General features: G+C 70.8%; 19 protein-coding genes and 1 pseudogene. 10 read left to right on the top strand and 10 right to left on the bottom strand.

Going from position 1 to position 19,194, the window contains the following annotated elements; translation table 11 throughout:
- Positions 1-40 precede the first annotated feature (40 nt).
- From ABZ478_RS27495 to miaA, 4 genes are all read right to left on the bottom strand, one after another.
- Complete coding sequence (locus ABZ478_RS27495) at positions 41-2,194, bottom strand: HD domain-containing protein (protein ID WP_359553329.1); 2,154 nt, start codon at positions 2,192-2,194, stop codon at positions 41-43.
- A 284-nt stretch (positions 2,195-2,478) separates the two neighbouring features.
- Positions 2,479-3,348, bottom strand: a complete 870-nt coding sequence (gene dapF, locus ABZ478_RS27490; RefSeq protein ID WP_359553328.1) for a diaminopimelate epimerase — start codon at positions 3,346-3,348, stop codon at positions 2,479-2,481.
- A 56-nt stretch (positions 3,349-3,404) separates the two neighbouring features.
- Positions 3,405-3,926 (bottom strand): hypothetical protein, encoded by a 522-nt coding sequence (locus tag ABZ478_RS27485; protein ID WP_359553327.1) that lies wholly within the window; start codon positions 3,924-3,926, stop codon positions 3,405-3,407.
- A gap of 108 nt (positions 3,927-4,034) precedes the next feature.
- The gene (miaA, locus tag ABZ478_RS27480; RefSeq protein ID WP_359553326.1) at positions 4,035-4,973 is read right to left on the bottom strand and encodes a tRNA (adenosine(37)-N6)-dimethylallyltransferase MiaA; all 939 of its coding nucleotides are present in this window, start codon (positions 4,971-4,973) and stop codon (positions 4,035-4,037) included.
- 179 nt (positions 4,974-5,152) lie between these two features.
- Between miaA and ABZ478_RS27475 the strand changes: the two genes are divergently transcribed.
- Together ABZ478_RS27475 and ABZ478_RS27470 are read left to right on the top strand one after the other, a co-directional pair.
- The gene (locus tag ABZ478_RS27475; protein ID WP_359553325.1) at positions 5,153-5,452 is read left to right on the top strand and encodes a hypothetical protein; all 300 of its coding nucleotides are present in this window, start codon (positions 5,153-5,155) and stop codon (positions 5,450-5,452) included.
- A gap of 25 nt (positions 5,453-5,477) precedes the next feature.
- The gene (locus ABZ478_RS27470) at positions 5,478-5,750 is read left to right on the top strand and encodes an antitoxin (RefSeq protein ID WP_359553324.1); all 273 of its coding nucleotides are present in this window, start codon (positions 5,478-5,480) and stop codon (positions 5,748-5,750) included.
- A 79-nt stretch (positions 5,751-5,829) separates the two neighbouring features.
- Here the strand turns inward: ABZ478_RS27470 and ABZ478_RS27465 are convergent, their stop codons facing one another.
- The 4 genes from ABZ478_RS27465 to ABZ478_RS27450 form a co-directional block, all read right to left on the bottom strand.
- Positions 5,830-6,543, bottom strand: a complete 714-nt coding sequence (locus tag ABZ478_RS27465) for a class III extradiol dioxygenase subunit B-like domain-containing protein (protein WP_359553323.1) — start codon at positions 6,541-6,543, stop codon at positions 5,830-5,832.
- Between the two features lie 118 nt (positions 6,544-6,661).
- Entirely contained in the window at positions 6,662-8,179 is a 1,518-nt protein-coding gene (miaB, locus tag ABZ478_RS27460) for a tRNA (N6-isopentenyl adenosine(37)-C2)-methylthiotransferase MiaB (RefSeq protein WP_359553322.1), read from the bottom strand.
- 99 nt (positions 8,180-8,278) lie between these two features.
- Positions 8,279-8,707 carry a hypothetical protein gene (locus ABZ478_RS27455; protein ID WP_359553321.1) on the bottom strand — a complete coding sequence of 143 codons (429 nt, stop codon included), beginning with the start codon at positions 8,705-8,707 and terminating at the stop codon, positions 8,279-8,281.
- A gap of 222 nt (positions 8,708-8,929) precedes the next feature.
- Positions 8,930-9,337, bottom strand: coding sequence for a MazG nucleotide pyrophosphohydrolase domain-containing protein (locus ABZ478_RS27450; protein WP_359553320.1), 408 nt, complete (start codon positions 9,335-9,337; stop codon positions 8,930-8,932).
- A gap of 111 nt (positions 9,338-9,448) precedes the next feature.
- Here ABZ478_RS27450 and ABZ478_RS27445 point away from each other — a divergent pair, with 111 nt between their 5' ends.
- Entirely contained in the window at positions 9,449-10,447 is a 999-nt protein-coding gene (locus ABZ478_RS27445) for a TAXI family TRAP transporter solute-binding subunit (RefSeq protein WP_359553319.1), read from the top strand.
- Between the two features lie 46 nt (positions 10,448-10,493).
- Here ABZ478_RS27445 and ABZ478_RS27440 read toward each other — a convergent pair whose 3' ends face one another.
- Positions 10,494-11,900 (bottom strand): HAMP domain-containing sensor histidine kinase, encoded by a 1,407-nt coding sequence (locus tag ABZ478_RS27440; RefSeq protein ID WP_359553318.1) that lies wholly within the window; start codon positions 11,898-11,900, stop codon positions 10,494-10,496.
- 9 nt (positions 11,901-11,909) lie between these two features.
- Positions 11,910-12,596, bottom strand: a complete 687-nt coding sequence (locus ABZ478_RS27435) for a response regulator transcription factor (protein WP_359553317.1) — start codon at positions 12,594-12,596, stop codon at positions 11,910-11,912.
- 296 nt (positions 12,597-12,892) lie between these two features.
- Between ABZ478_RS27435 and ABZ478_RS27430 the strand changes: the two genes are divergently transcribed.
- From ABZ478_RS27430 to ABZ478_RS27400, 7 genes and pseudogenes are all read left to right on the top strand, one after another.
- A complete protein-coding gene (locus ABZ478_RS27430) occupies positions 12,893-13,669 on the top strand; it encodes an amino acid ABC transporter ATP-binding protein (RefSeq protein ID WP_358939145.1) in 777 nt (258 codons plus the stop codon).
- Between the two features lie 85 nt (positions 13,670-13,754).
- Positions 13,755-14,588: a glutamate ABC transporter substrate-binding protein gene (locus tag ABZ478_RS27425; protein WP_359553316.1), complete on the top strand. Its 834-nt coding sequence runs from the start codon at positions 13,755-13,757 to the stop codon at positions 14,586-14,588.
- A 122-nt stretch (positions 14,589-14,710) separates the two neighbouring features.
- On the top strand, positions 14,711-15,376 hold the full coding sequence (locus tag ABZ478_RS27420) for an amino acid ABC transporter permease (RefSeq protein ID WP_359553414.1): 666 nt from the start codon (positions 14,711-14,713) through the stop codon (positions 15,374-15,376).
- Complete coding sequence (locus tag ABZ478_RS27415) at positions 15,373-16,320, top strand: amino acid ABC transporter permease (protein ID WP_359553315.1); 948 nt, start codon at positions 15,373-15,375, stop codon at positions 16,318-16,320. Before ABZ478_RS27420 ends, ABZ478_RS27415 begins: the two co-directional genes overlap by 4 nt.
- Before the next feature lie 514 nt (positions 16,321-16,834).
- Complete coding sequence (locus ABZ478_RS27410) at positions 16,835-17,107, top strand: helix-turn-helix transcriptional regulator (RefSeq protein WP_359553314.1); 273 nt, start codon at positions 16,835-16,837, stop codon at positions 17,105-17,107.
- 117 nt (positions 17,108-17,224) lie between these two features.
- Positions 17,225-17,368 (top strand): annotated as a pseudogene (locus ABZ478_RS27405) (amino acid ABC transporter permease); the annotation flags it as partial.
- A 178-nt stretch (positions 17,369-17,546) separates the two neighbouring features.
- Complete coding sequence (locus tag ABZ478_RS27400; RefSeq protein WP_359553313.1) at positions 17,547-19,151, top strand: FAD-dependent monooxygenase; 1,605 nt, start codon at positions 17,547-17,549, stop codon at positions 19,149-19,151.
- Positions 19,152-19,194 lie beyond the last annotated feature (43 nt).

Below are 19,194 nucleotides of genomic sequence, written 5' to 3'. Positions count from 1 at the left end.
TTCTTCAGGAATCCGGGCGCCTTCGGTGGCTGGTGGCTCCTCAGGACGCGGGTGCCTGGTGCTGGGCCCGGGCCACGTCGAACACCCCCGGCACGTCGCGCATCGCCCGCATGAGGCCCGGGAGGTGGGCCGCGTCGGGGAGCTGGAGCGTGTAGGTGTGGCGGACCCGCTGCTGACTGGGGGGTTCCACGGTCGCGGAGACGATGTCGACACCGGCCAGAGCGATCGCCTCGGTCAGGTCGGCCAGCAGATGCGGGCGGCCGAACGATTCGGCGACAAGAGTGACCCGGCACTCGGTGGTGTCCCCCCAGCGCACGTCGATCTCGGTGCGCCCCCGGTTGTTCATCTCCGCCACCGCGGCGCACTCCACCCGGTGCACGGTCACCACTCCCCCGCGCACGGCGAAACCGGTGATCGCGTCGGGCGGTACGGGCGTACAGCATCCCGCGAGTCGCACGGTGGCCCCCGGGCGGTCCAGGAGCACGTCGGCGCCGCGGGAGCGGGTGACGCCCGCGCTCTCGGGCCCGGCGGGCCGGAGAGCCGCCTCGCCGGCCGCGCTCCCGGTGGCACGTTCCGCCTCCTCGGCCCGCGCCTCGCCGCTGCCGCCGGGATGCGCGGTCAGCCACCGCTGGATGGCGATCCGCGCCGCGGCGGTGTGGGCGTGCTCCAGCCACTCTCGGGAGGGCTCGGACGCCGGATCCTGACCCATGAGGAGCTGGACCGTGTCGCCGTCCCGCAGCACGGTGCTGAGGGTGGCCAGGCGGCCGTTGACACGGGCGCCGATGCAGGCGTGGGCGTCCTCGCCGTACTGGGCGTAGGCGGCGTCGACACAGCTGGCGCCCTCAGGGAGACCGAGGGCACCGCCGTCCGGCCGGAACACGGTGATCTCACGGTCCTGCGCGAGGTCTTCGCGCAGGGTGGACCAGAAGGTGTCGGGGTCGGGCGCGGCCTCCTGCCAGTCGAGGAGGCGGGAGAGCCAGCCCGGGCGGGTGGGGTCGGCGCGCTCGCCGTCGGCGGGGTCGTCTGCCCCGGGGGCGTAGGGGTTGCCGAGCGCGACGACGCCGGCCTCGGCGACCCGGTGCATCTGGTGGGTGCGGATGAGGACCTCGACGACCTGCCCGTCGGCGCGGGCGACGGCGGTGTGCAGCGACTGGTAGAGGTTGAACTTGGGTACGGCGATGAAGTCCTTGAACTCGGAGACGACCGGCGTCATGCACGTGTGCAGCTCGCCCAGGACGCCATAGCAGTCGGCGTCCTCCGCCACGAGCACCAGCAGCCGGCCGAAGTCGGCGCCGCGCAGCTGTCCCCGCTTGCGGGCCACCCGGTGGACGGAGACGAAGTGCCGTGGGCGGATGAGGACTTCGGCGGCGATGTCGGCCTCGCGCAGCACCGCGCGGACCGACTCGGCGGTCTCCGCGAGGGTGTCGTCGGGGTGGGCCGCGTTCCCGGCGATCAGTTCCCGGGTGTGTTCGTACTCCTCGGGGTGGAGGATGGCGAAGACGAGGTCCTCCAGTTCGGTCTTCAGTGCCTGTACGCCGAGACGTTCGGCGAGCGGGATGAGGACGTCCCGGGTGACCTTGGCGATCCGCTCCTGTTTCTCGGGGCGCATCACGCCGAGGGTGCGCATGTTGTGCAGGCGGTCGGCGAGCTTGATCGACATCACCCGCACGTCGCTGCCCGTGGCGACGAGCATCTTGCGGAAGGTCTCGGGCTCGGCGGCGGCCCCGTAGTCGACCTTCTCCAGCTTGGTGACGCCGTCGACGAGATAACGCACTTCCTCGCCGAACTGTTCCCGTACCTGATCCAGCGTCACGTCGGTGTCCTCGACGGTGTCGTGGAGCAGAGAGGCCGTCAGGGTCGTCGTCTCCGCGCCGAGTTCGGCGAGGATCAGGGTCACGGCCAGGGGGTGCGTGATGTACGGCTCGCCGCTCTTGCGCATCTGGCCGCGGTGCGAGGACTCGGCCAGGACGTAGGCGCGGCGCAGCGGCTCGAGGTCGGCGTCGGGGTGATGGGCGCGGTGGGCGTCGACGACGTGGCTGATGGCGTCGGGCAGCTTGTCGCGCGCGGTGGGGCCGAGCAGCGCGGCCCGGCCGAGCCGGCGCAGGTCGATCCTGGCCCGGGACTTCCGGCGGACCGCCGCGGGCGCCGCCGCGGCCGGGCCGGGGTTCGCAGGGTTTGTGGCCTCCGCACTCATGGGCACCTCCGGCTCGTGGACCGGCGGACGGAGCCCGGGGCATGCGCGGCTCAGGGATGGCGACGTTCCCCCGTCCGTGCCGGTGCTTGATGCTACCGAGCCCATCACGTGCGGCTGACCGCCTCTCGCCGAGCGTGAAACGGATCACCCAATCGAGCGACGACAAGGAGGTTTAGAGTTTGCGCCACCTGCACTGCGCTCGGCCGCGGTTTCGAATGGCCCCCGGCCGCCGGAAATCGCTGATCCGGGCATCCGGGAGCCGCCACGACCGGCGTCTCACCAGATCAGCGAAGCGCGCTTTCCAGCCACTCGGCGTCGATCTCGCCCTCGGCGACGATCACGGCCGGTCCGGTCATCTCGATCTCGCCGTCGGGCCGCTCGGTGATGACCAGGCGGCCGCCGGGCACGTCCACGGTGTACGTCGCCGGGGTGCCGGTGCGGGCCGGGTCGGCTCCGTCCCGGCGGGCGGCGGCCACGGCGACGGCACAGGCGCCCGTGCCGCACGAGCGGGTCTCGCCGGAACCGCGCTCGTGCACCCGCATCGCCACGTGCTGCGGGCCGCGGTCGACGACGAACTCGACGTTGACGCCCTGCGGGTAGGCGGTGGCGGGGGCGAACGGCGGCGGGGAGAGCAGGTCACCGGCGTGCCCGAGGTCGTCGACGAAGGCGACGGCGTGCGGGTTGCCCATGTTCACATTGCGTGCGGGCCAACTGCGCTCACCCACGCTCACCGTGACCTCGCCCTCGGGCAGGAGTGCGCTGCCCATTCCGACGGTGACGTCTCCGTCCTTGGCGATGTGGACGCTCTTCACGCCCGCGCGCGTGGCGATCGCGATGTCACCTTCGGCCACATGACCGGCGTGCTGGAGGTAGCGGGCGAACACACGGGTGCCGTTGCCGCACATCTCGGCGATCGAGCCGTCGCCGTTGCGGTAGTCCATGAACCACTCCGCCACGGCCGCCATCTCCCTGGCCTCCGGGTGCGCGGCGGACCGCACGACGTGCAGCACCCCGTCGCCGCCGATGCCGGCCCGGCGGTCGCACAGGGCGGCGACCTCGGCCGGGGTCAGGTCGAGGGTGTTCTCCGGGTCCGGGACGATCACGAAGTCGTTCTCGGTGCCGTGACCCTTGAGGAAGGCGATCCGCGTGCTCATTCCTCGATCGTACGGGGTCGGTAGGACAAGGGCGGCGACGCCGGGGGAGGCAGCGGCTAGCGCAGCCGGGCCACGCGCCACACGGCGAGGACGGCCACGAGGGCCACCAGGAGCACGTAGGCGAGGACGACCCGCCAGTCGGGGCGGCGTCCGGAGCCGCGCGCCGGCAGGCCCGGCCAGGTGTAGCCCACCCGGCGGGCGGCCATCATGCCCCAGCCCGCGGCGCAGGAGCAGATCAGCAGGCCCAGCATGGCGATGACCGCGCCGCTGTCGCCGAAGTCGAAGGCGAGCGGGAAGGCGAACATCAGGGAGCCGCCCGCGGCCAGGGCCACGATCGGCGCGAGCTGCCAGATGCGCAGCCGCCGCTGCGGACGCAGCTCGACCTCGACCTCCGGACCGCTCGCATACATCTCCTCGGGCGCCGGGCCGTCGGCGGTGACGCCGCCCTCGGTGTCGTCGGGGCCGTCGTCCGTGAGACGCCCCGCGTCGTCGGACAGGCGGTCCTCGCCCTGTTCCGGTTCACCGGGGTCGGTCGTGATCTCGGCACTTCGTGCGGTGTCGCGAGGGCCGGCCTCCATCGCCACGCGCCCTCCCAACTAGGACTCCACTTGGTCGATCGAAGCTCGATGATGGCACGGCGTCACAGGCCGCGCTGACCGGCGGCGCATCCCGATGCCATCACGTGATCAGGCTGTAACCGGTCGTTCGACCACAGCCAGGGCCAGCCGCGGGAGTTCCCCGCGGTCCGCCGCCGCACCGCTCAGCCAGTGCACCCGCGGATCGCGCCGGAACCAGGAGTCCTGGCGGCGCGCGAAGCGTTTGGTAGCGCGTACGGTCTCGGCCCGCGCCTCCGCTTCGGTGCATTCCCCGGCGAGCGCGGCGAGCACCTGCTGGTAGCCGAGCGCGCGTGAGGCCGTACGGCCCTCGCGCAGCCCCCGCGCCTCCAGCGCGCGCACCTCGTCCACCAGCCCCGCCTCCCACATCCGGTCGACCCGGACCGCGATGCGCTCGTCGAGCTCGGGACGGGCGACGTCCACGCCGATCTGCACGGTGTCGTAGACGGAGTCGTGGCCGGGGAGGTTCGCGGTGAAGGGCTGCCCGGTGAGCTCGATCACCTCCAGGGCACGGACGATGCGGCGGCCGTTGCCGGGCAGAATGGCGCGGGCGGCGGCGGGGTCGGCGGCGGCCAGGCGGGCGTGCAGCGCGCCGGAGCCGCGCAGCGCCAGCTCCTCCTCCAGGCGGGCCCGGATCAAGGGGTCGGTGCCGGGGAACTCGAGGTTGTCGACCGCCCCGCGTACGTACAGCCCGGAGCCGCCGACCAGGATCGGCCAACGGCCCTCGGCGAGCAGCGCGTCGATCCGCGCGCGGGCGAGTTTCTGATATTCGGCGACCGAGGCGGCGGCCGTCACGTCCCAGATGTCCAGCAGATGGTGCGGGACACCGGCCCGTTCCTCGGGCGTCAGTTTGGCGGTGCCGATGTCCATCCCTCGGTACAGCTGCATGGAGTCGGCGTTGACGACCTCGCCGCCGAGTCGCTGGGCCAGGAACACGCCGAGATCGGACTTTCCGGCCGCTGTGGGGCCGACGACGGCGATGACGCGGGGGGCGGGGGCTGCGCTGCTCACCGCACCAGTCTCGCAAACCTCACGGCCGCGCCTCGAACGAGTTACGTGACGGCGCGCATGCCGGTTCGTTGCACCGGGGTACCGCCCGCTCGGTCTTTGGAGGCGGTGAGCCGGGTGGCGCAAACGGACGCACCGCTTGACGCGGGATTTCGCCCGCACGAGTAACGTATGGAGTGGTTATGGGCGTTTTTGCACGGCTTCTCGGCAGGTCGAAGGCGAAGCAGGAGGCGTCGGCCGCCGAGGTCCGAGGCGACGACGCGCCGGAGGAGGCCGCGGGGCCGGAGGCGGCCGAGGGTGCGCGGACGGCGGACGCGCCGGGCTCGTCCGACGACGGGCACGCGGGCGCGGCGGCCGGGACGGACGACTCGGGAACCCGCGCGGCCGATGACGCCGAGGGTGCCGAAAGCGCGGAGATCCCCAAGCAGCAGTCCGCGGACGAGGCCGCCGACAGCGAGGCCGGGGAGGGCGCCCGCAGGTGACCGTCCCCGTCAGGGAAGGTGGAGTATGGGTCTTTTGGAGAACATGAAGGCCAGGCTGGGTCCGGCCAAGGACAAGGTGTCGGATCTGGCGAGCCGGCACGGGGACCGGGTGCAGCACGGCATCGACAAGGCCGCGCGTGCCGTGGACGAGCGGACCAAGGGCAAGTACTCCGACCGGATCCAGGCCGGCACGGGCAGGGCGAAGGAGGCGATGGACCGCCTCGCGCACAAGGAGGAGCCGCACGTCAGCGGTGCGAAGCCCCCGGCCCGGCCGGAGGGCCCGCCGCCCACCTCCTGAACGGCACACGCCTCGCCGGACGGCCGCGGAGTACCAAGCCTCCCGGCCGTCCGCCGTTTCGCGCGGCCCGCTCGGGGGCCTACGACCAGGTGGCGACCAGGTATCCCACTCCGTAGGGCGCGTCCTCGTACAGCAGCGCGCCCTCCAGGCCCGCGCCCTCCGCCGCCCCCGCGAGAACCTGCCAGGGCGCGCGTCCGCAGGCCTTCAGTTCGTACGCCAGTCCGGGGTCCAGGGCCTGAAGCGCCGCCACGTCCGCCGTGCCCAGAGCACGTGCCACGGCAGCGTCGAAGGGGGCCGCCCGCTCGTCGAGGTAGCCCGGCGCCTTGAGGGTGCGGCAAGCGCTCGCGTCCCCCATCACCAGCATCGCGACCCGCCCGGCCCGGGCACCCAGCTCCCTGCCGGTCTCCACGCACCGCCCGGGTTCGAGCGGTTCCCCGACGCCGAGCCCCTCGATCGGGGCGTCCGCCCAGCCGGTGCGCTCCAGCAGCCAGGCCGCGACGGCCAGCGACGGCGGCAGCTCACGCTCGCCGGCGGCGTCCGTGGCGGGGCCGAGCCGTACGGCGACGTCGACACCGAAGCCGCGGAAGGACCCGCGGGCGCCCTGCGGGTGCCGTCCGCGCCCGCTGCGCTCGGCGGGCCCGACGACCACGAGCGTGTCGGGGCGGGCGGCGGCCAGCACGCCGAGCGCGTCGGCGCACGCCACGCGCGCGGGGTCCAGTTCCGGTGCGGCACCCGCGGCCACCTCGGGCACGAGCAGCGGTGGGCAGGGGCAGACAGCGGCGGCGACAAGCATGACCGGCAGGGTAACGCCGTACGCAGACGGAGCGTTACCCCACGCCGAGCTCCGCGCCGAGACGCGGACCGGTCCCGGAACCCGGGTCGAACCGCCCGCCGGCCGGCGCCCGAGCCGCTCAGTCGCAGCCGCAGCCGCTCGCGACGGCGGGCAGCGGAGCCGGAACGCCGATCTTCGGCAGGCCGAGCAGCACGCCCGCCGGCTTGGCGGCGTTGCGCTTCTCCCATGCGTCTCCCGCGCGCGTGCGGCGCACGTCGAGGACGGGGCCCTCGGCGAGGAGGTGGTGCGGGGCGGCGTAGGTGACCTCGACGGTGACGACGTCACCGGGGCGCACCTCCTGCTCCGGCTTGGTGAAGTGGACCAGGCGGTTGTCGGGGGCGCGCCCGGAGAGCCGGTGGGTGGCGCCGTCCTTGCGGCCCTCGCCCTCGGCCACCATCAGCTCGAGCGTCCGGCCGACCTGCTTCTTGTTCTCCTCCCAGGAGATCTCCTCCTGGAGGGCGACCAGCCGCTCGTAGCGGGCCTGGACGACCTCCTTGGGGATCTGGTCCTCCATGGTCGCGGCGGGGGTGCCGGGCCGCTTGGAGTACTGGAAGGTGAAGGCCTGCGCGAACCGCGCCTCGCGGACGACGTGCAGGGTCTGCTCGAAGTCCTCCTCGGTCTCGCCGGGGAAGCCCACGATGATGTCGGTGGTGATCGCCGCGTGCGGGATGGCGGCGCGGACCTTCTCGATGATCCCGAGGTAGCGCTCCTGCCGGTACGAGCGGCGCATCGCCTTGAGCACGGTGTCCGAGCCGGACTGCAGCGGCATGTGGAGCTGCGGCATGACGTTCGGCGTCTCGGCCATGGCTGCGATGACGTCGTCGGTGAAGTCGCGCGGGTGCGGGGACGTGAACCGCACCCGCTCCAGGCCCTCGATGCTCCCGCAGGCGCGCAGCAGCTTGCTGAAGGCCTCGCGGTCGCCGATGTCGGAGCCGTACGCGTTGACGTTCTGGCCGAGCAGGGTGATCTCGGAGACGCCCTCGCCGACCAGGGCCTCGATCTCGGCGAGGATGTCGCCGGTGCGGCGGTCCTTCTCCTTGCCGCGCAGCGCCGGGACGATGCAGAAGGTGCAGGTGTTGTTGCAGCCGACGGAGATCGACACCCAGGCCGCGTACGCGCTCTCGCGCCGGGTCGGCAGCGTGGAGGGGAAGGCCTCCAGCGACTCGGCGATCTCGACCTGCGCCTCTTCCTGGACGCGTGCGCGCTCCAGCAGGACGGGCAGCTTGCCGATGTTGTGCGTACCGAAGACGACGTCCACCCAGGGCGCCTTCTTCACGATGGTGTCGCGGTCCTTCTGCGCCAGGCAGCCGCCGACCGCGATCTGCATGCCGGGCCGGGACGCCTTGCGCGGCGCGAGCCGGCCGAGGTTGCCGTACAGCCGGTTGTCGGCGTTCTCACGCACCGCGCACGTGTTGAACACGACGACGTCGGCGTCCCCGTCGGAACCCTCGGGGGCGCGTACGTACCCGGCGTCCTCCAGCAGCCCGGCCAGTCGCTCCGAGTCATGGACGTTCATCTGGCATCCGTACGTGCGGATCTCGTAACTCTTGGGTGCGGACACGTCCACTGCGGGGCTCCGGTCGCTGCTGCTGGTCATGGGACAAGGGTAGGCGCTCGCCGGAAGAGCCCCGTCCCGGTCCTCGGCAGGGAAACGGAGGGCGGCGGGCGGGTCAACCTCCCCGCGTCCCGGGTGGGATCAGGTGCGGTGCACGCGGTCCAAGGATGCCGAGCACCTCGTCCAGGGCCGGCCCCGGAGCTCCGGGAAGAAGGCCTCGTCGACCCTGCCCTCCCTGGCCCAGATCTCCGCGAGCGACTCGGCACACAGCTGGGCCAGCACGCTCCGGAAGTCCTCGCGCCGCAGGATCTCGAAGACGGCCTGCTCCAGCCAGGGGCCGGAGTGCTCGTACAGGTCCATCGCCGCGTCCGGCTGATCCCCCTCCGGTACCCCGGGGTCGTTGAGGGCGGCGATCAGCTGCACCGCTACGGGGTCGTCGGGTGGTGGCGTCATCGGCATCGCCGTTGTCGCTCCTCTCAGAGGAGATACGTCCGCGACGGAGCCGGGGAAGGCGTTGTACGGCGACGTCGCGTCGGGGCTGTTGACGCGGCCGCCGACGGTGAGCGGCATGGACGAGTCGTACTGCGGGGTGAGGTTGGTGGCCGTCCTTCCCCACCGCGGAAGGGGACACCGGTACCGGGTCCCCGGGGACCTGGACGCACCTCCTGGTCACCTACACCGCTCCCGTCGACGGTGACGCCGGCACGGGCCTGATGTCGATCTACCAGAACGGCATGCTGATGGGGCCCGCCCTCCGGGCCGTCGGCCGGGGAGTCGCCGTACGGCCGGGTGTCAGGCCGCGCCGTCCGCGGTCCAGCCCTGGCGGCGCAGCACGGCCGACACGTCCGGCGCCCGGTAGTGCTCCCCCTTGAGGACCTTGCCGTCGGCACGCCGGGCGACCTGGCCGTCGGGGCCCAGCTTGCTCATGTTGGCGCGGTGGATCTCGGCGATCACCTCGTCGAGGTCGACACCGTGGACCAGCGCGGTGCCGTACGCCACGTACACCACGTCGGCCAGCTCGTGCGCGAGCCGGTCCAGCGGACCCTCGACCGACACCTCGGCGACCTCCGCGGCCTCCTCGGCGAGCAGCTCCCCGCGGTGCGCGGCCAGGTCGGGAGCCACTTCGGTGGGCGTGCTGTGGGCGTCGAGGCCGAAGGCGAGGTGGAATTCGCGGACGAGCCGGGCGGGCGAAGTGCTCATGCCGCGACTCTAACGGCCGCCACCGACAGCCCGGGCCCGCGCCGCCGCCGCCGCACCCCGCGGTGACCCCGGCCCTGGTCAGCCCGGCGGGCGGCTGGCAGGATCGCCCGCATGTCCAAGGTGTTCCCCCGTGTCAGCAGGCGCCGGGCGCTGCAGAGCGCGGCCGCCGGCGCCGTGGTCCTCGGGCTGCTGCTGTGGTGGCTGCTTCCCCTGGGCGAGAAGCCGCCGAGCGGGACGATCGTCTTCAGTACGGGCACGTCCCGCGGGGTCTACGAGGAGTACGGCCAGCGGCTGCGCAACGAGATGGCCAAGGACATGCCAGGCCTGAAGGTGAAGCTGCTGAACAGCGCCGGCTCCCAGCAGAACGTGCAGCGGGTGGTCGACGGGCACGCCGATTTCACGATCGCGGCGGCCGACGCGGTGGGGACGTACGAGCGGCGGCACCCCGGCTCGTCCGGCCGGCTGCGTGGAGTGGCCCGGCTGTACGACGACTATGTGCAGCTCATCGTGCCGCGTGACTCGGACGTCGACAGCGTCGCGGACCTGCGGCACAAGCGGGTGGCCACCGGCCTGCCCGACTCCGGGGTGCGGCTGATCGCCGACCGGGTGCTCAGGGCCGCCGGCATCGACCCGCACAAGGACATCACGCCGGTGTCGGACGGCATAGACGTCGGGCCCTCGCGCCTCGCACAGGGCAAGATCGACGCCTTCTTCTGGTCGGGCGGGCTGCCCACGAAGGGGCTGGAGGGGCTGGCCAGGAAGGCCGGCTTCAAGTTCGTGCCGATCGACGGCGACCTCGTCGCCAAGCTGCACGCGGCCGGCGAGGCCGGGCGCTACTACCGGGCCACCAACATCCCCGAGTCGGCGTACGCGCGCGTGCAGCACGGCTCGACGGTGGCGACGATCGCGGTGTCCAACGTGCTGATGACCCGCGCGGACATGGATCCCCGGCTGACCGAGTGGGTGACCCGCACGGTGATCAAGAGCCGGGACGACATCGGCGCCCATGTCCACTCAGCGCAGCTGGTCGACCTGCGCACCGCCATCTACACCGACCCGCTGCCCCTGCAGGAGGGCGCCCGGCGCTACTACCAGTCGGTCAAGCCGTAGCGGGCTTCGCGCGGGGCACGCGCGCCCGGCCGGTTCTGGAGGGTGTCTAGCGCGGCTCGGCGTGCCGCGGCAGCGTGACCGTGACCGTCAGCCCCCGCGGCTCGTGGTGCGCGCAGCCGATCGAGCCGCCGCCCGCGGCGAGCAGGGCACGGGTGATGGACAGACCGAGCCCGGAACCCTTGACGTTCTGGTGACGGCCGCTACGCCAGAAACGGTCGCCCACGCGTGTGAGTTCCTCATCGGTCAGTCCGGGCCCGGTGTCGCTGACCCGGACGGTCGTGCTGTCGCCGTTGGAGGCCACGCTGACCTCGACCGTGCCGTCCTCGGGCGTGAACTTCACGGCGTTGTCGATCACCGCGTCCAGCGCGCTGGACAGGGTGATCGGGTCGGCCCAGCCGGTCGTCGGAGGGCAGTCACCGGTGAGCCGGACGCCCTTGGCGTCGGCGGTCGGTGCCCAGGCCGCCACCCGCTCCTCGGCCAGCGCGCCGATGTCGGTCAGCCGGAGGTCGGCCTCGGCGTGCTCGGCCAGCGCCAGGTCGAGCAGGTCGTCCAGGACCTGTGCCAAGCGCTTGCCCTCGGTGCGCACCGAGGCGATCTCCGCGTTGTTCTCCGGTAGCTCCAGGGCGAGCAGTTCGATGCGCAGCAGCAGCGCCGACAGCGGATTGCGCAATTGGTGCGAGGCGTCCGCGACGAAGGCGCGCTGCTGCTCCAGGACGTCCTCGACGTTGTCCGCCATCTCGTTGAACGATCGGGCCAGCCGCCTGAGTTCCGGCGGGCCGCCACCGACCGCGACCCGGGACTTCAGGCGCCCGGTCGCGATGTCGTGCGTGGTGGCGTCCAGGATGCGCACCGGTCTGAGCACCCAGCCGGTCAGCCGCAGCGCGGCACCGACGGCGAGCAGCATCGCGGCGGCCTCCCCGGCCCCGATGACCAGCCAGCCGCGCAGGATGCGCGAGCGCAGTTGCCCGGTGGGCGAGTCGGTGACCACGACCGCCACCACGTCCCCGTCCCGGATCACCGGTGAGGCGACGACCAGCCGGCCGCGCTGCCAGGGCCACACCTGGCGCGGGTCGTGGCTGCGGCGGCTGAGCAGCGCCTCGTCGAAGGCCTCCCGCACCTCCCCCGTCCGCGGTAGGAGCCAGTCGCCGGGTGCGTTGGCCATGGCCGCGTCATTGCTGTAGAAGACGCCCGCGCGGATGCCGTAGACGCCGTGGTAGCTGTCGAGTTCGCGGCGCAGGGTCTGCCGGCGCTCGTCGGTGGTGGACGGGCGGGACGCGGTGGGGACGTCGGTGACGAACTGGGCGAGCGCGGCGAAGCGCGCGGTGTCGTCGATCCGGTCGACGACGACGTTCTGCTGCTGGGCGGCGGCCAGGCTGACGGCGAGCGGCACGCCCAGGGCGAGGAGCACGGCCGCCATCAGGACGATGAGCAGCGGCAGCAGCCGGGTGCGCACCCGTCCCCGCTACGCGGCCGGGGCGACGAGCCGGTAGCCGACGCCTCGTACGGTCTCGATCAGCGCGGGCATGCGCAGTTTGGAACGCAGGGAGGCGACGTGCACCTCCAGGGTGCGTCCGGTCCCCTCCCAGCTGGTGCGCCACACCTCGCTGATGATCTGCTCCCGCCGGAAGACCACACCGGGCCGCTGTGCGAGCAGCGCGAGCAGGTCGAACTCCTTGCGCGTCAGCTGGATCACCGAACCGTCCACGCTGACCTGGCGGGTGGGCAGCTCGATGTGCACGGACCCGAGCCGCAGCGCGCTTCCGGCGTCCGGCGCGGGCTCCTCGTGCACGTTGCGCCGGCTGACGGCGTGGATCCGGGCGAGCAGTTCTCCGGTGTCGTACGGCTTCACCACGTAGTCGTCGGCGCCAAGGTTGAGCCCGTGGATGCGGGAGCGGACGTCTGACCGGGCGGTGACCATGATCACCGGAGTGTTGGTGCGCTTGCGGATCTTGCCGCAGACCTCGTAGCCGTCCTGGTCGGGCAGGCCCAGGTCGAGCAGGACCACTCCGAATCCCGCTCCCTCGGGGACGAGCGCCTGTAGGGCCTCCTCGCCGCTGCGCGCGTGGGTGACATCGAAGCCGTGCCGCGCGAGGACCGCGGACAGGGCCGCGGCGACGTGGTTGTCGTCCTCGACGAGCAGCAGTCTCATCGCCGCCCCCTCCGGTTCAGTGGTCGTACGGTCGTGGTTCTCGTTCGGCTTGTATCTCACGTGCACGCGCGCGTGCACGATGGAAGTCACGCCGATGGACAAGGACGGCGTCAAGAGGGTTCCGGTTGCCTGCCACTTCCGTTATGCGCCCGATACGTGGCACAGAACGCAAGTGCTACGACACGTGTCCGATTGCTATCGGATCGTGATGCTCAGATTCCCCTCAGATGTGATGACGCAGGTCACGGCGTCTCACTACTGTCCACCGAAACCGAGGAGGACGGAGCCCGAGAGCGATGACCGAAGTATCGGTGGCCAAGGAAGACGTGGCCGCGACCGACGAACTGGTCGTCCTGAAGAGCGTCAACAAGCACTTCGGCGCGTTGCATGTGCTCCAGGACATCGACCTGACGATCGCCCGCGGCGAGGTCGTCGTGGTCATCGGGCCCTCCGGGTCCGGGAAGTCGACCCTGTGCCGCACCATCAACCGGCTGGAGACCATCGACGCCGGGACCATCACGATCGACGGGAAGCCGCTGCCCCATGAGGGCAAGGAACTGGCCCGGCTGCGCGCCGACGTCGGCATGGTCTTCCAGTCCTTCAACCTCTTCGCGCACAAGACCGTGCTCGAGAACGTGATGCTGGGCCAGATCAAGGTCCGCAGGACGGACAAGAAGCAGGCCGAGGAGAAGGCCCGCGCCCTGCTCGACCGGGTCGGCGTGGGCACCCAGGCCGACAAGTACCCCGCGCAGCTCTCCGGTGGCCAGCAGCAGCGCGTCGCCATCGCCCGGGCGCTGGCGATGGGCCCGAAGGTCATGCTCTTCGACGAGCCGACCTCGGCCCTCGACCCCGAGATGATCAACGAGGTCCTCGAGGTCATGCAGCAGCTCGCCCGCGAGGGCATGACGATGATCGTGGTCACCCACGAGATGGGCTTCGCGCGATCGGCCGCGAACCGGGTGGTCTTCATGGCGGACGGCCGCATCGTCGAGCAGGCCGCGCCCGACCAGTTCTTCAGCGCGCCGCGCAGCGACCGGGCCAAGGACTTCCTGTCGAAGATCCTGCACCACTGACGGCGCGGAGCCCGCGCGCCCTGACGTTCCGGGGTCGCCCGTCCCTCACCGGCCTCGTTCTCTCACCACGCAAAGGATGTTCACCATGAAGCTCCGCAAGGTCACCGCCGCCTCGGCAGCCGTACTCGCCCTCGCTGTGGGCGCCACCGCTTGTGGCGGCAACTCGGACAGCGGTTCGGGCGGCGGCGGCAAGAAGATCAAGATCGGCATCAAGTTCGACCAGCCGGGTCTCGGCCTGAAGGAGCCCAGCGGTTCCTTCTCGGGCTTCGACGTGGACGTCGCCACCTATGTCGCCAAGGAGCTCGGCTACAAGCCGAACCAGATCCAGTGGGTGGAGACCAAGAGCGCCGACCGCGAGAACGCGCTCGCCCGGGGTGACGTGAAGTTCATCGCCGCCACGTACTCGATCACCGACGAGCGCAAGCAGAAGGTCGACTTCGCCGGCCCGTACCTGCTGGCCCACCAGGACCTGCTGCTCAAGAAGGACTCGAAGATCGCCAAGGGTACGGACCTCAACGGCCAGAACCTGTGTTCCGTGACCGGCTCGACCTCCGCGCAGAACGTCCAGAAGACGATCGCCCCGAAGGCGAACCTGAAGGAGAACAGCACCTACTCGGAGTGCATCGCCAGCCTGCAGAGCGGCGCGGTGGACGCGGTGACCACCGACGACTCGATCCTCGCGGGCTTCGCGGCGCAGGACAAGTACAAGGGCCAGTTCAAGCTCGCCGGTCTGAAGCTGAGCAACGAGAACTACGGCGTCGGCGTCAAGAAGGGCGACACCGCGACCCTGGACAAGATCAACAAGGCGCTGGAGAAGATGGTCAGCGACGGTTCGTGGCAGAAGGCCGTGGACAAGAACTTCGGCCCGGCCGAATACAAGAACGAGCAGGCCCCGAAGATCGGCCAGATCGTCAAGTAACGCGGAACTCCGCCGGCGCTCACTCCGGCGGGTGACGCAGGGTTCCCGTGGCGCGCCGCCGCTTCGAGCGGTGGCGCGCCCCGCCCTCCACGTACGCCACACACCCGGAAGCGCGGGAGATCGTGTTCGACTTTCTTCAAGGTTATGACGTCCTAGGGGCGTTCTGGACGACGGTGCAGCTCACCCTCCTCTCCGCCGTCGGCTCCCTGGTCTGGGGCACCCTGCTGGCGGCGATGCGAGTCAGCCCGGTCCCGCTCATGCGGGGGTTCGGCACGGTCTACGTGAACATCGTCCGGAACATCCCCCTGACGATCATCATCCTCTTCACCTCGCTGGGTCTCGCCGACATCTTCCGGGTGACGATGGGCGCCTCCGACTTCAAGGTGCAGGGCTTCCGTCTGGCGGTCCTCGGCCTGATCGGTTACACCGCCGCCTTCGTGTGCGAGGCGATCCGCTCCGGCATCAACACGGTGCCCCTGGGCCAAGCGGAGGCCGCCCGCGCGATCGGACTGAACTTCACGCAGACGCTGCGCCTCGTCGTGCTGCCGCAGGCGTTCCGCGCGGTGATCGGCCCGCTGGCCAACGTCTTGATCGCCCTGACGAAGAACACCACCGTCGCGGCCGCCATCGGCGTCGCCGAGGCCGCGACCCTGATGAAGACGATGATCGAGAACGAAGCCCAGACGCTGGCGATCGGCGCGGTCTTCGCGCTCGGCTTCGTGGTTCTGACCCTGCCCATGGGCCTCGTCCTGGGGTGGCTCGGCAAGCGACTGGCGGTGAAGCGATGAGTTCCGTCCTTTACGACACTCCGGGGCCCCGCGCCAAGCGGCGCAACGTACTGCTCTCCGTGGTCTTCTTCGTCCTGCTCGCCGCGGTGGCCTGGTATGTCTGGCGGGTGCTGGACGACAAGAGCCAGCTGCGCTGGGCGCTCTGGCAGCCGTTCACCACCTCCGAGGCGTGGACGACCTACCTCCTTCCCGGCCTCGTCAACACCCTGAAGGCGGCGGCGCTGGCCATGGTCATCGCGCTGCCCCTCGGCGCGGTCTTCGGCATCGCCCGCCTGTCCGACCACCGCTGGGTGCGGAGCGTGGCGAGTGTGGTCGTCGAGTTCTTCCGGGCCATCCCGGTGCTGCTGCTGATGCTGTTCGCCAACGAGTTCTTCAGCCGCTACACGCAGGTCACCAGCGACGACCGGCCCTTCTACGCGGTGGTCACCGGCCTTGTGTTCTACAACGCCTCGGTCCTCGCCGAGGTCGTCCGGGCCGGCATCCTCGCCCTGCCGAAGGGGCAGACCGAGGCGGCGTACGCGATCGGTCTGCGCAAGGGGCAGACGATGACCAGCATCCTGCTCCCGCAGGCGGTCACCGCCATGCTGCCCGCCATCGTCAGCCAGCTCGTGGTCATCGTGAAGGACACCGCGCTGGGCGGCGTGATGCTCGGCTTCGCGGAGCTGCTGAGCGAGCGGGGCACGCTCGCCGCCAACTACGCCAACGTCATCGCCAGCTTCGTCGTCGTGGCGGTCATCTACATCGTCCTGAACTTCGCCCTGACCTCCTTCGCGAGCTGGCTCGAGGGTCGGCTGCGGCGCAGCAAGCGCAGCACGGGCGCGGTGCTCGGCGCCGAGGACATGGAGGAACTCAATCCGGCTGCGGTGGGCGGCGCCTTCGGAACTGGAGCCAACGGTGACGGTGGTGTCATCGGGATCACCACAACTCGCCCTAAGAAGCAATAACGTACACAATTAGCGGTACCCAATCAGGGGTGGTGGCGTGATCGTCACCACCCCTGGCCGTTCACTGCCAGCCCTAGCAAAAGTGACGCATTCGCCAATCATGTATCAGTCTTCACCATGACAGCTCGACGGGTGCGCCGGAGCTGCACACCGACTCGCACCTCACCTACCTGGTTCGCTCGTAGCAGCTCGGATCCACGGGGAGCGGCGAAGGGATAAATAGTCGCACCGATGCAAATAGAATGGGCCTTGGGTCGCGCTTATCGCCGCATTGACCTAACGGGTGTGCGAGACCGCAAGAGCAGTCAGCAGTTAGGCCAGTCATTTCGCGATCCGTCTCTCCTCCCTCCATGGATGGCGGTGGCCGGATAACGGTGTGATCCACACTTGCCCCCAATTACTGACCCAAGGCGCTTCTGGAATTGTCCTACTGGAAAGCGCACCACAGCATCTACCGTGGGCAGCCATCGCAGCATCTCGGGGTAGCTGCGCCCTCTCCCCTGAGATATCCGATATGGTGATCGCGAAATTTACGGCACCAGCAATTGAGGCGACCCGGAAAAAGGCGGCACGGGAAAAGCTCTGCAGTTTAACTTCACGAGAGCGCGATGTTTTAGCATTATTAAGCGAGGGCATGTCAAATCAATCCATAGCCCAAAATCTGATCATCAGTTCAGGAACCGTGAAGGATCATGTCCGATCCATCTGTGCGAAACTAAGCGTTCAGAGTCGCTTCCACGCTGCTCGCATCGCTTGGCAAGCCAATCAATTTTACGCCTCAACTTGACATACTTGTTTAGCGCATCTTCGTATGGGCCCCGGACGATGCGCCATCATTGCCTACCAACCCAGGTTGCCGTGGGCCTTCGTGACTCCCGACCGGTCCGGTCCAGCGTGCCAGCTCGCCCTGACCCCCTTCGTGAGCTGGCTCGAGGGACGACTGCGGCGCAGCAAGCGCAGCACGGGCGCCGTGCTCGGCGCCGAGGACATGGAGGAGCTCAATCCGGCTGCGGTGGGCGGCGCCTTCGGCACCGGAAGCGCCGCCTGACCGACCGTCACGTCACCCGTACGGCCCCCGGAGGCAGTGGCATGATCGCCACTGCCTCCGGTCGCTTGACGCAAACTCTGCCAATGGGTTGCATACATTCTGTGATCGTGCACCCTGCTCCAACCTTCTGTTCACACACATCCCCGAGGGCACCGCTGCGGGCAGGGGGCACCGCGCCGTGGACCCGGTGATCATCGTCGGAGCGGGGCCCGTCGGGCTCACGCTCGCCCTGGCGCTGGCCCGTCAGGACGTCCCCTCCGTCGTCCTGGACGAGGGCCCGGGCAAGGACGAACCGCGCCCGGCGCGCACCGCCGTACTGCGCGAGGACACAGCCGCCCTGGTGGAGCGGCTGACCGGGACCGCGCTCGGTGACCTGGGGATGAGATGGACCGGATTCCGGTCGGCGCGGCGCAGGCAGGTGATGGGTGAGATCACCTTCGACGCGGCGGATCCCGCCCCGCTGCACATCGCCCAGCACTCCCTCACCGGTGCTCTGCGCGCGGCCATCACGGACGAGCCGCTGGTCAAGGTCGCCGCGGACAGCCGGCTCGACTCGCTGGAGCAGGAACGCTCCGGCGTCACCGCGCACACCCGAGGCCCCAGCGGCACCTGGTGGCGCGGCAGTTACCTGGTCGGCTGCGACGGTCCCCGCTCGACGGTGCGCAAACTGCAGGACATCCGCTTCCCGGGCCGTACGGCGGTGGAGCGGCACGCGGTCGCGGCACTGCGCACGGAACTTCCGTGGGAGGGTCAGGCGTTGCTCCACCGGATGCCGCCGTGGCGGCAGTCCGGACCCTCGGCCGGGGAGGTGACCGCCCGCCCCCTCCCGCACGGCGTGTGGCGCCTGGACTGGCTGCTGCCGCCGGGCAAGGACCTGGTCACGCCCGAGCTGCTGGTGGCCCGGATCCGCGAGACCCTCGCGGGCTGGACGGACGGCTCCACTCCGCCGCCGTACGACCTGCTCGACACCGGTGTCCACACGGTGCATCACCGGCTGGCCCGGCGCTGGCGGGCAGGCAGGGTGTTCCTTGCCGGGGACGCGGCCCACCTGCTCGGCGCGCTCGGCACCCAGGGGCTCGACGAGGGGCTCCGGGACGCCGACAATCTCGCCTGGAAGCTGGCCCCTGCCTGGCACCACGGGCATCACGAGACCCTGCTCGACAGCTACCAGGCCGAGCGCCGCGCGGTGGTCGCCGCCCGGCTGCGCGCAGCCGACCAGGTGCTGCCGGTGCTGCGCGGCGGTGGCGGGCTGCGCCACATCGTCCCCGGCGCGGCCCGCGGACATGACGCGCTGCTCACGGACGGTCATCTGGGTCGCGGCCCGCTCGGTGCGCCGGGCGCGTACGCCGACTCGCCGCTCGCGCCGGGGCGTCTGGAGGGCGAGGTCCCGGTCGGGACCGCGCCGGGCGCACCGGTCACGGATGTGCGCGTCACGGCGGAGGATGGTTCCTTCGTACGGCTGCGCGACCGGCTGGGCCACGGCGCGCTGCTCGTGGTGCTCATCGCGCCCGGTACCGGCGTGTGGGACCGCAAGCACTGGGTGTCCGCCGGCGTCATGCCCCGGCTCGCCGCCGCGGTGACCGCGCTTCCGCATCCGGCGGAACTGCTGGTCGCCGAGGAATACCCGGGTGCGCCGGCGCACAGCGTGCTGCTCGTACGCCCCGACGGACACCTCGTCACCGCGCTGAGCGGGGTACGCCCGGCCGACCTGTACACGGCGGCGGAGGCGGCAGTGGGCGGCCCGGTCGGACAGGAGGCGAAGACCGGCTCCGGCGTGCGCTGACCGAGGTATCCGTCACTCGCTGTCCGCATGGTGACGGTGAGTT

The organism is Streptomyces sp. NPDC005706 (genome assembly GCF_040631045.1).
Lineage (GTDB): Bacteria > Actinomycetota > Actinomycetes > Streptomycetales > Streptomycetaceae > Streptomyces.
The sequence above is the reverse complement of the archived record's forward strand: the minus strand, read 5'-3'. Positions and strand labels throughout refer to the sequence as shown.

What these genes read in the sequence shown, in the direction of transcription:
- ABZ478_RS27445 (WP_359553319.1), top strand. Translation starts at nt 9,449, where the DNA reads ATGTCCAAGGTGTTCCCCCGTGTCAGCAGGCGCCGGGCGCTGCAGAGC.
- ABZ478_RS27495 (WP_359553329.1), bottom strand. Translation starts at nt 2,194, where the DNA reads ATGAGTGCGGAGGCCACAAACCCTGCGAACCCCGGCCCGGCCGCGGCG.
- ABZ478_RS27465 (WP_359553323.1), bottom strand. Translation starts at nt 6,543, where the DNA reads ATGCTTGTCGCCGCCGCTGTCTGCCCCTGCCCACCGCTGCTCGTGCCC.
- miaB (WP_359553322.1), bottom strand. Translation starts at nt 8,179, where the DNA reads ATGACCAGCAGCAGCGACCGGAGCCCCGCAGTGGACGTGTCCGCACCC.
- ABZ478_RS27425 (WP_359553316.1), top strand. Translation starts at nt 13,755, where the DNA reads ATGAAGCTCCGCAAGGTCACCGCCGCCTCGGCAGCCGTACTCGCCCTC.
- ABZ478_RS27450 (WP_359553320.1), bottom strand. Translation starts at nt 9,337, where the DNA reads ATGAGCACTTCGCCCGCCCGGCTCGTCCGCGAATTCCACCTCGCCTTC.
- ABZ478_RS27475 (WP_359553325.1), top strand. Translation starts at nt 5,153, where the DNA reads ATGGGCGTTTTTGCACGGCTTCTCGGCAGGTCGAAGGCGAAGCAGGAG.
- ABZ478_RS27470 (WP_359553324.1), top strand. Translation starts at nt 5,478, where the DNA reads ATGGGTCTTTTGGAGAACATGAAGGCCAGGCTGGGTCCGGCCAAGGAC.
- ABZ478_RS27485 (WP_359553327.1), bottom strand. Translation starts at nt 3,926, where the DNA reads ATGGAGGCCGGCCCTCGCGACACCGCACGAAGTGCCGAGATCACGACC.
- dapF (WP_359553328.1), bottom strand. Translation starts at nt 3,348, where the DNA reads ATGAGCACGCGGATCGCCTTCCTCAAGGGTCACGGCACCGAGAACGAC.
- ABZ478_RS27455 (WP_359553321.1), bottom strand. Translation starts at nt 8,707, where the DNA reads ATGCCGCTCACCGTCGGCGGCCGCGTCAACAGCCCCGACGCGACGTCG.
- ABZ478_RS27435 (WP_359553317.1), bottom strand. Translation starts at nt 12,596, where the DNA reads ATGAGACTGCTGCTCGTCGAGGACGACAACCACGTCGCCGCGGCCCTG.
- ABZ478_RS27415 (WP_359553315.1), top strand. Translation starts at nt 15,373, where the DNA reads ATGAGTTCCGTCCTTTACGACACTCCGGGGCCCCGCGCCAAGCGGCGC.
- ABZ478_RS27410 (WP_359553314.1), top strand. Translation starts at nt 16,835, where the DNA reads ATGGTGATCGCGAAATTTACGGCACCAGCAATTGAGGCGACCCGGAAA.
- ABZ478_RS27430 (WP_358939145.1), top strand. Translation starts at nt 12,893, where the DNA reads ATGACCGAAGTATCGGTGGCCAAGGAAGACGTGGCCGCGACCGACGAA.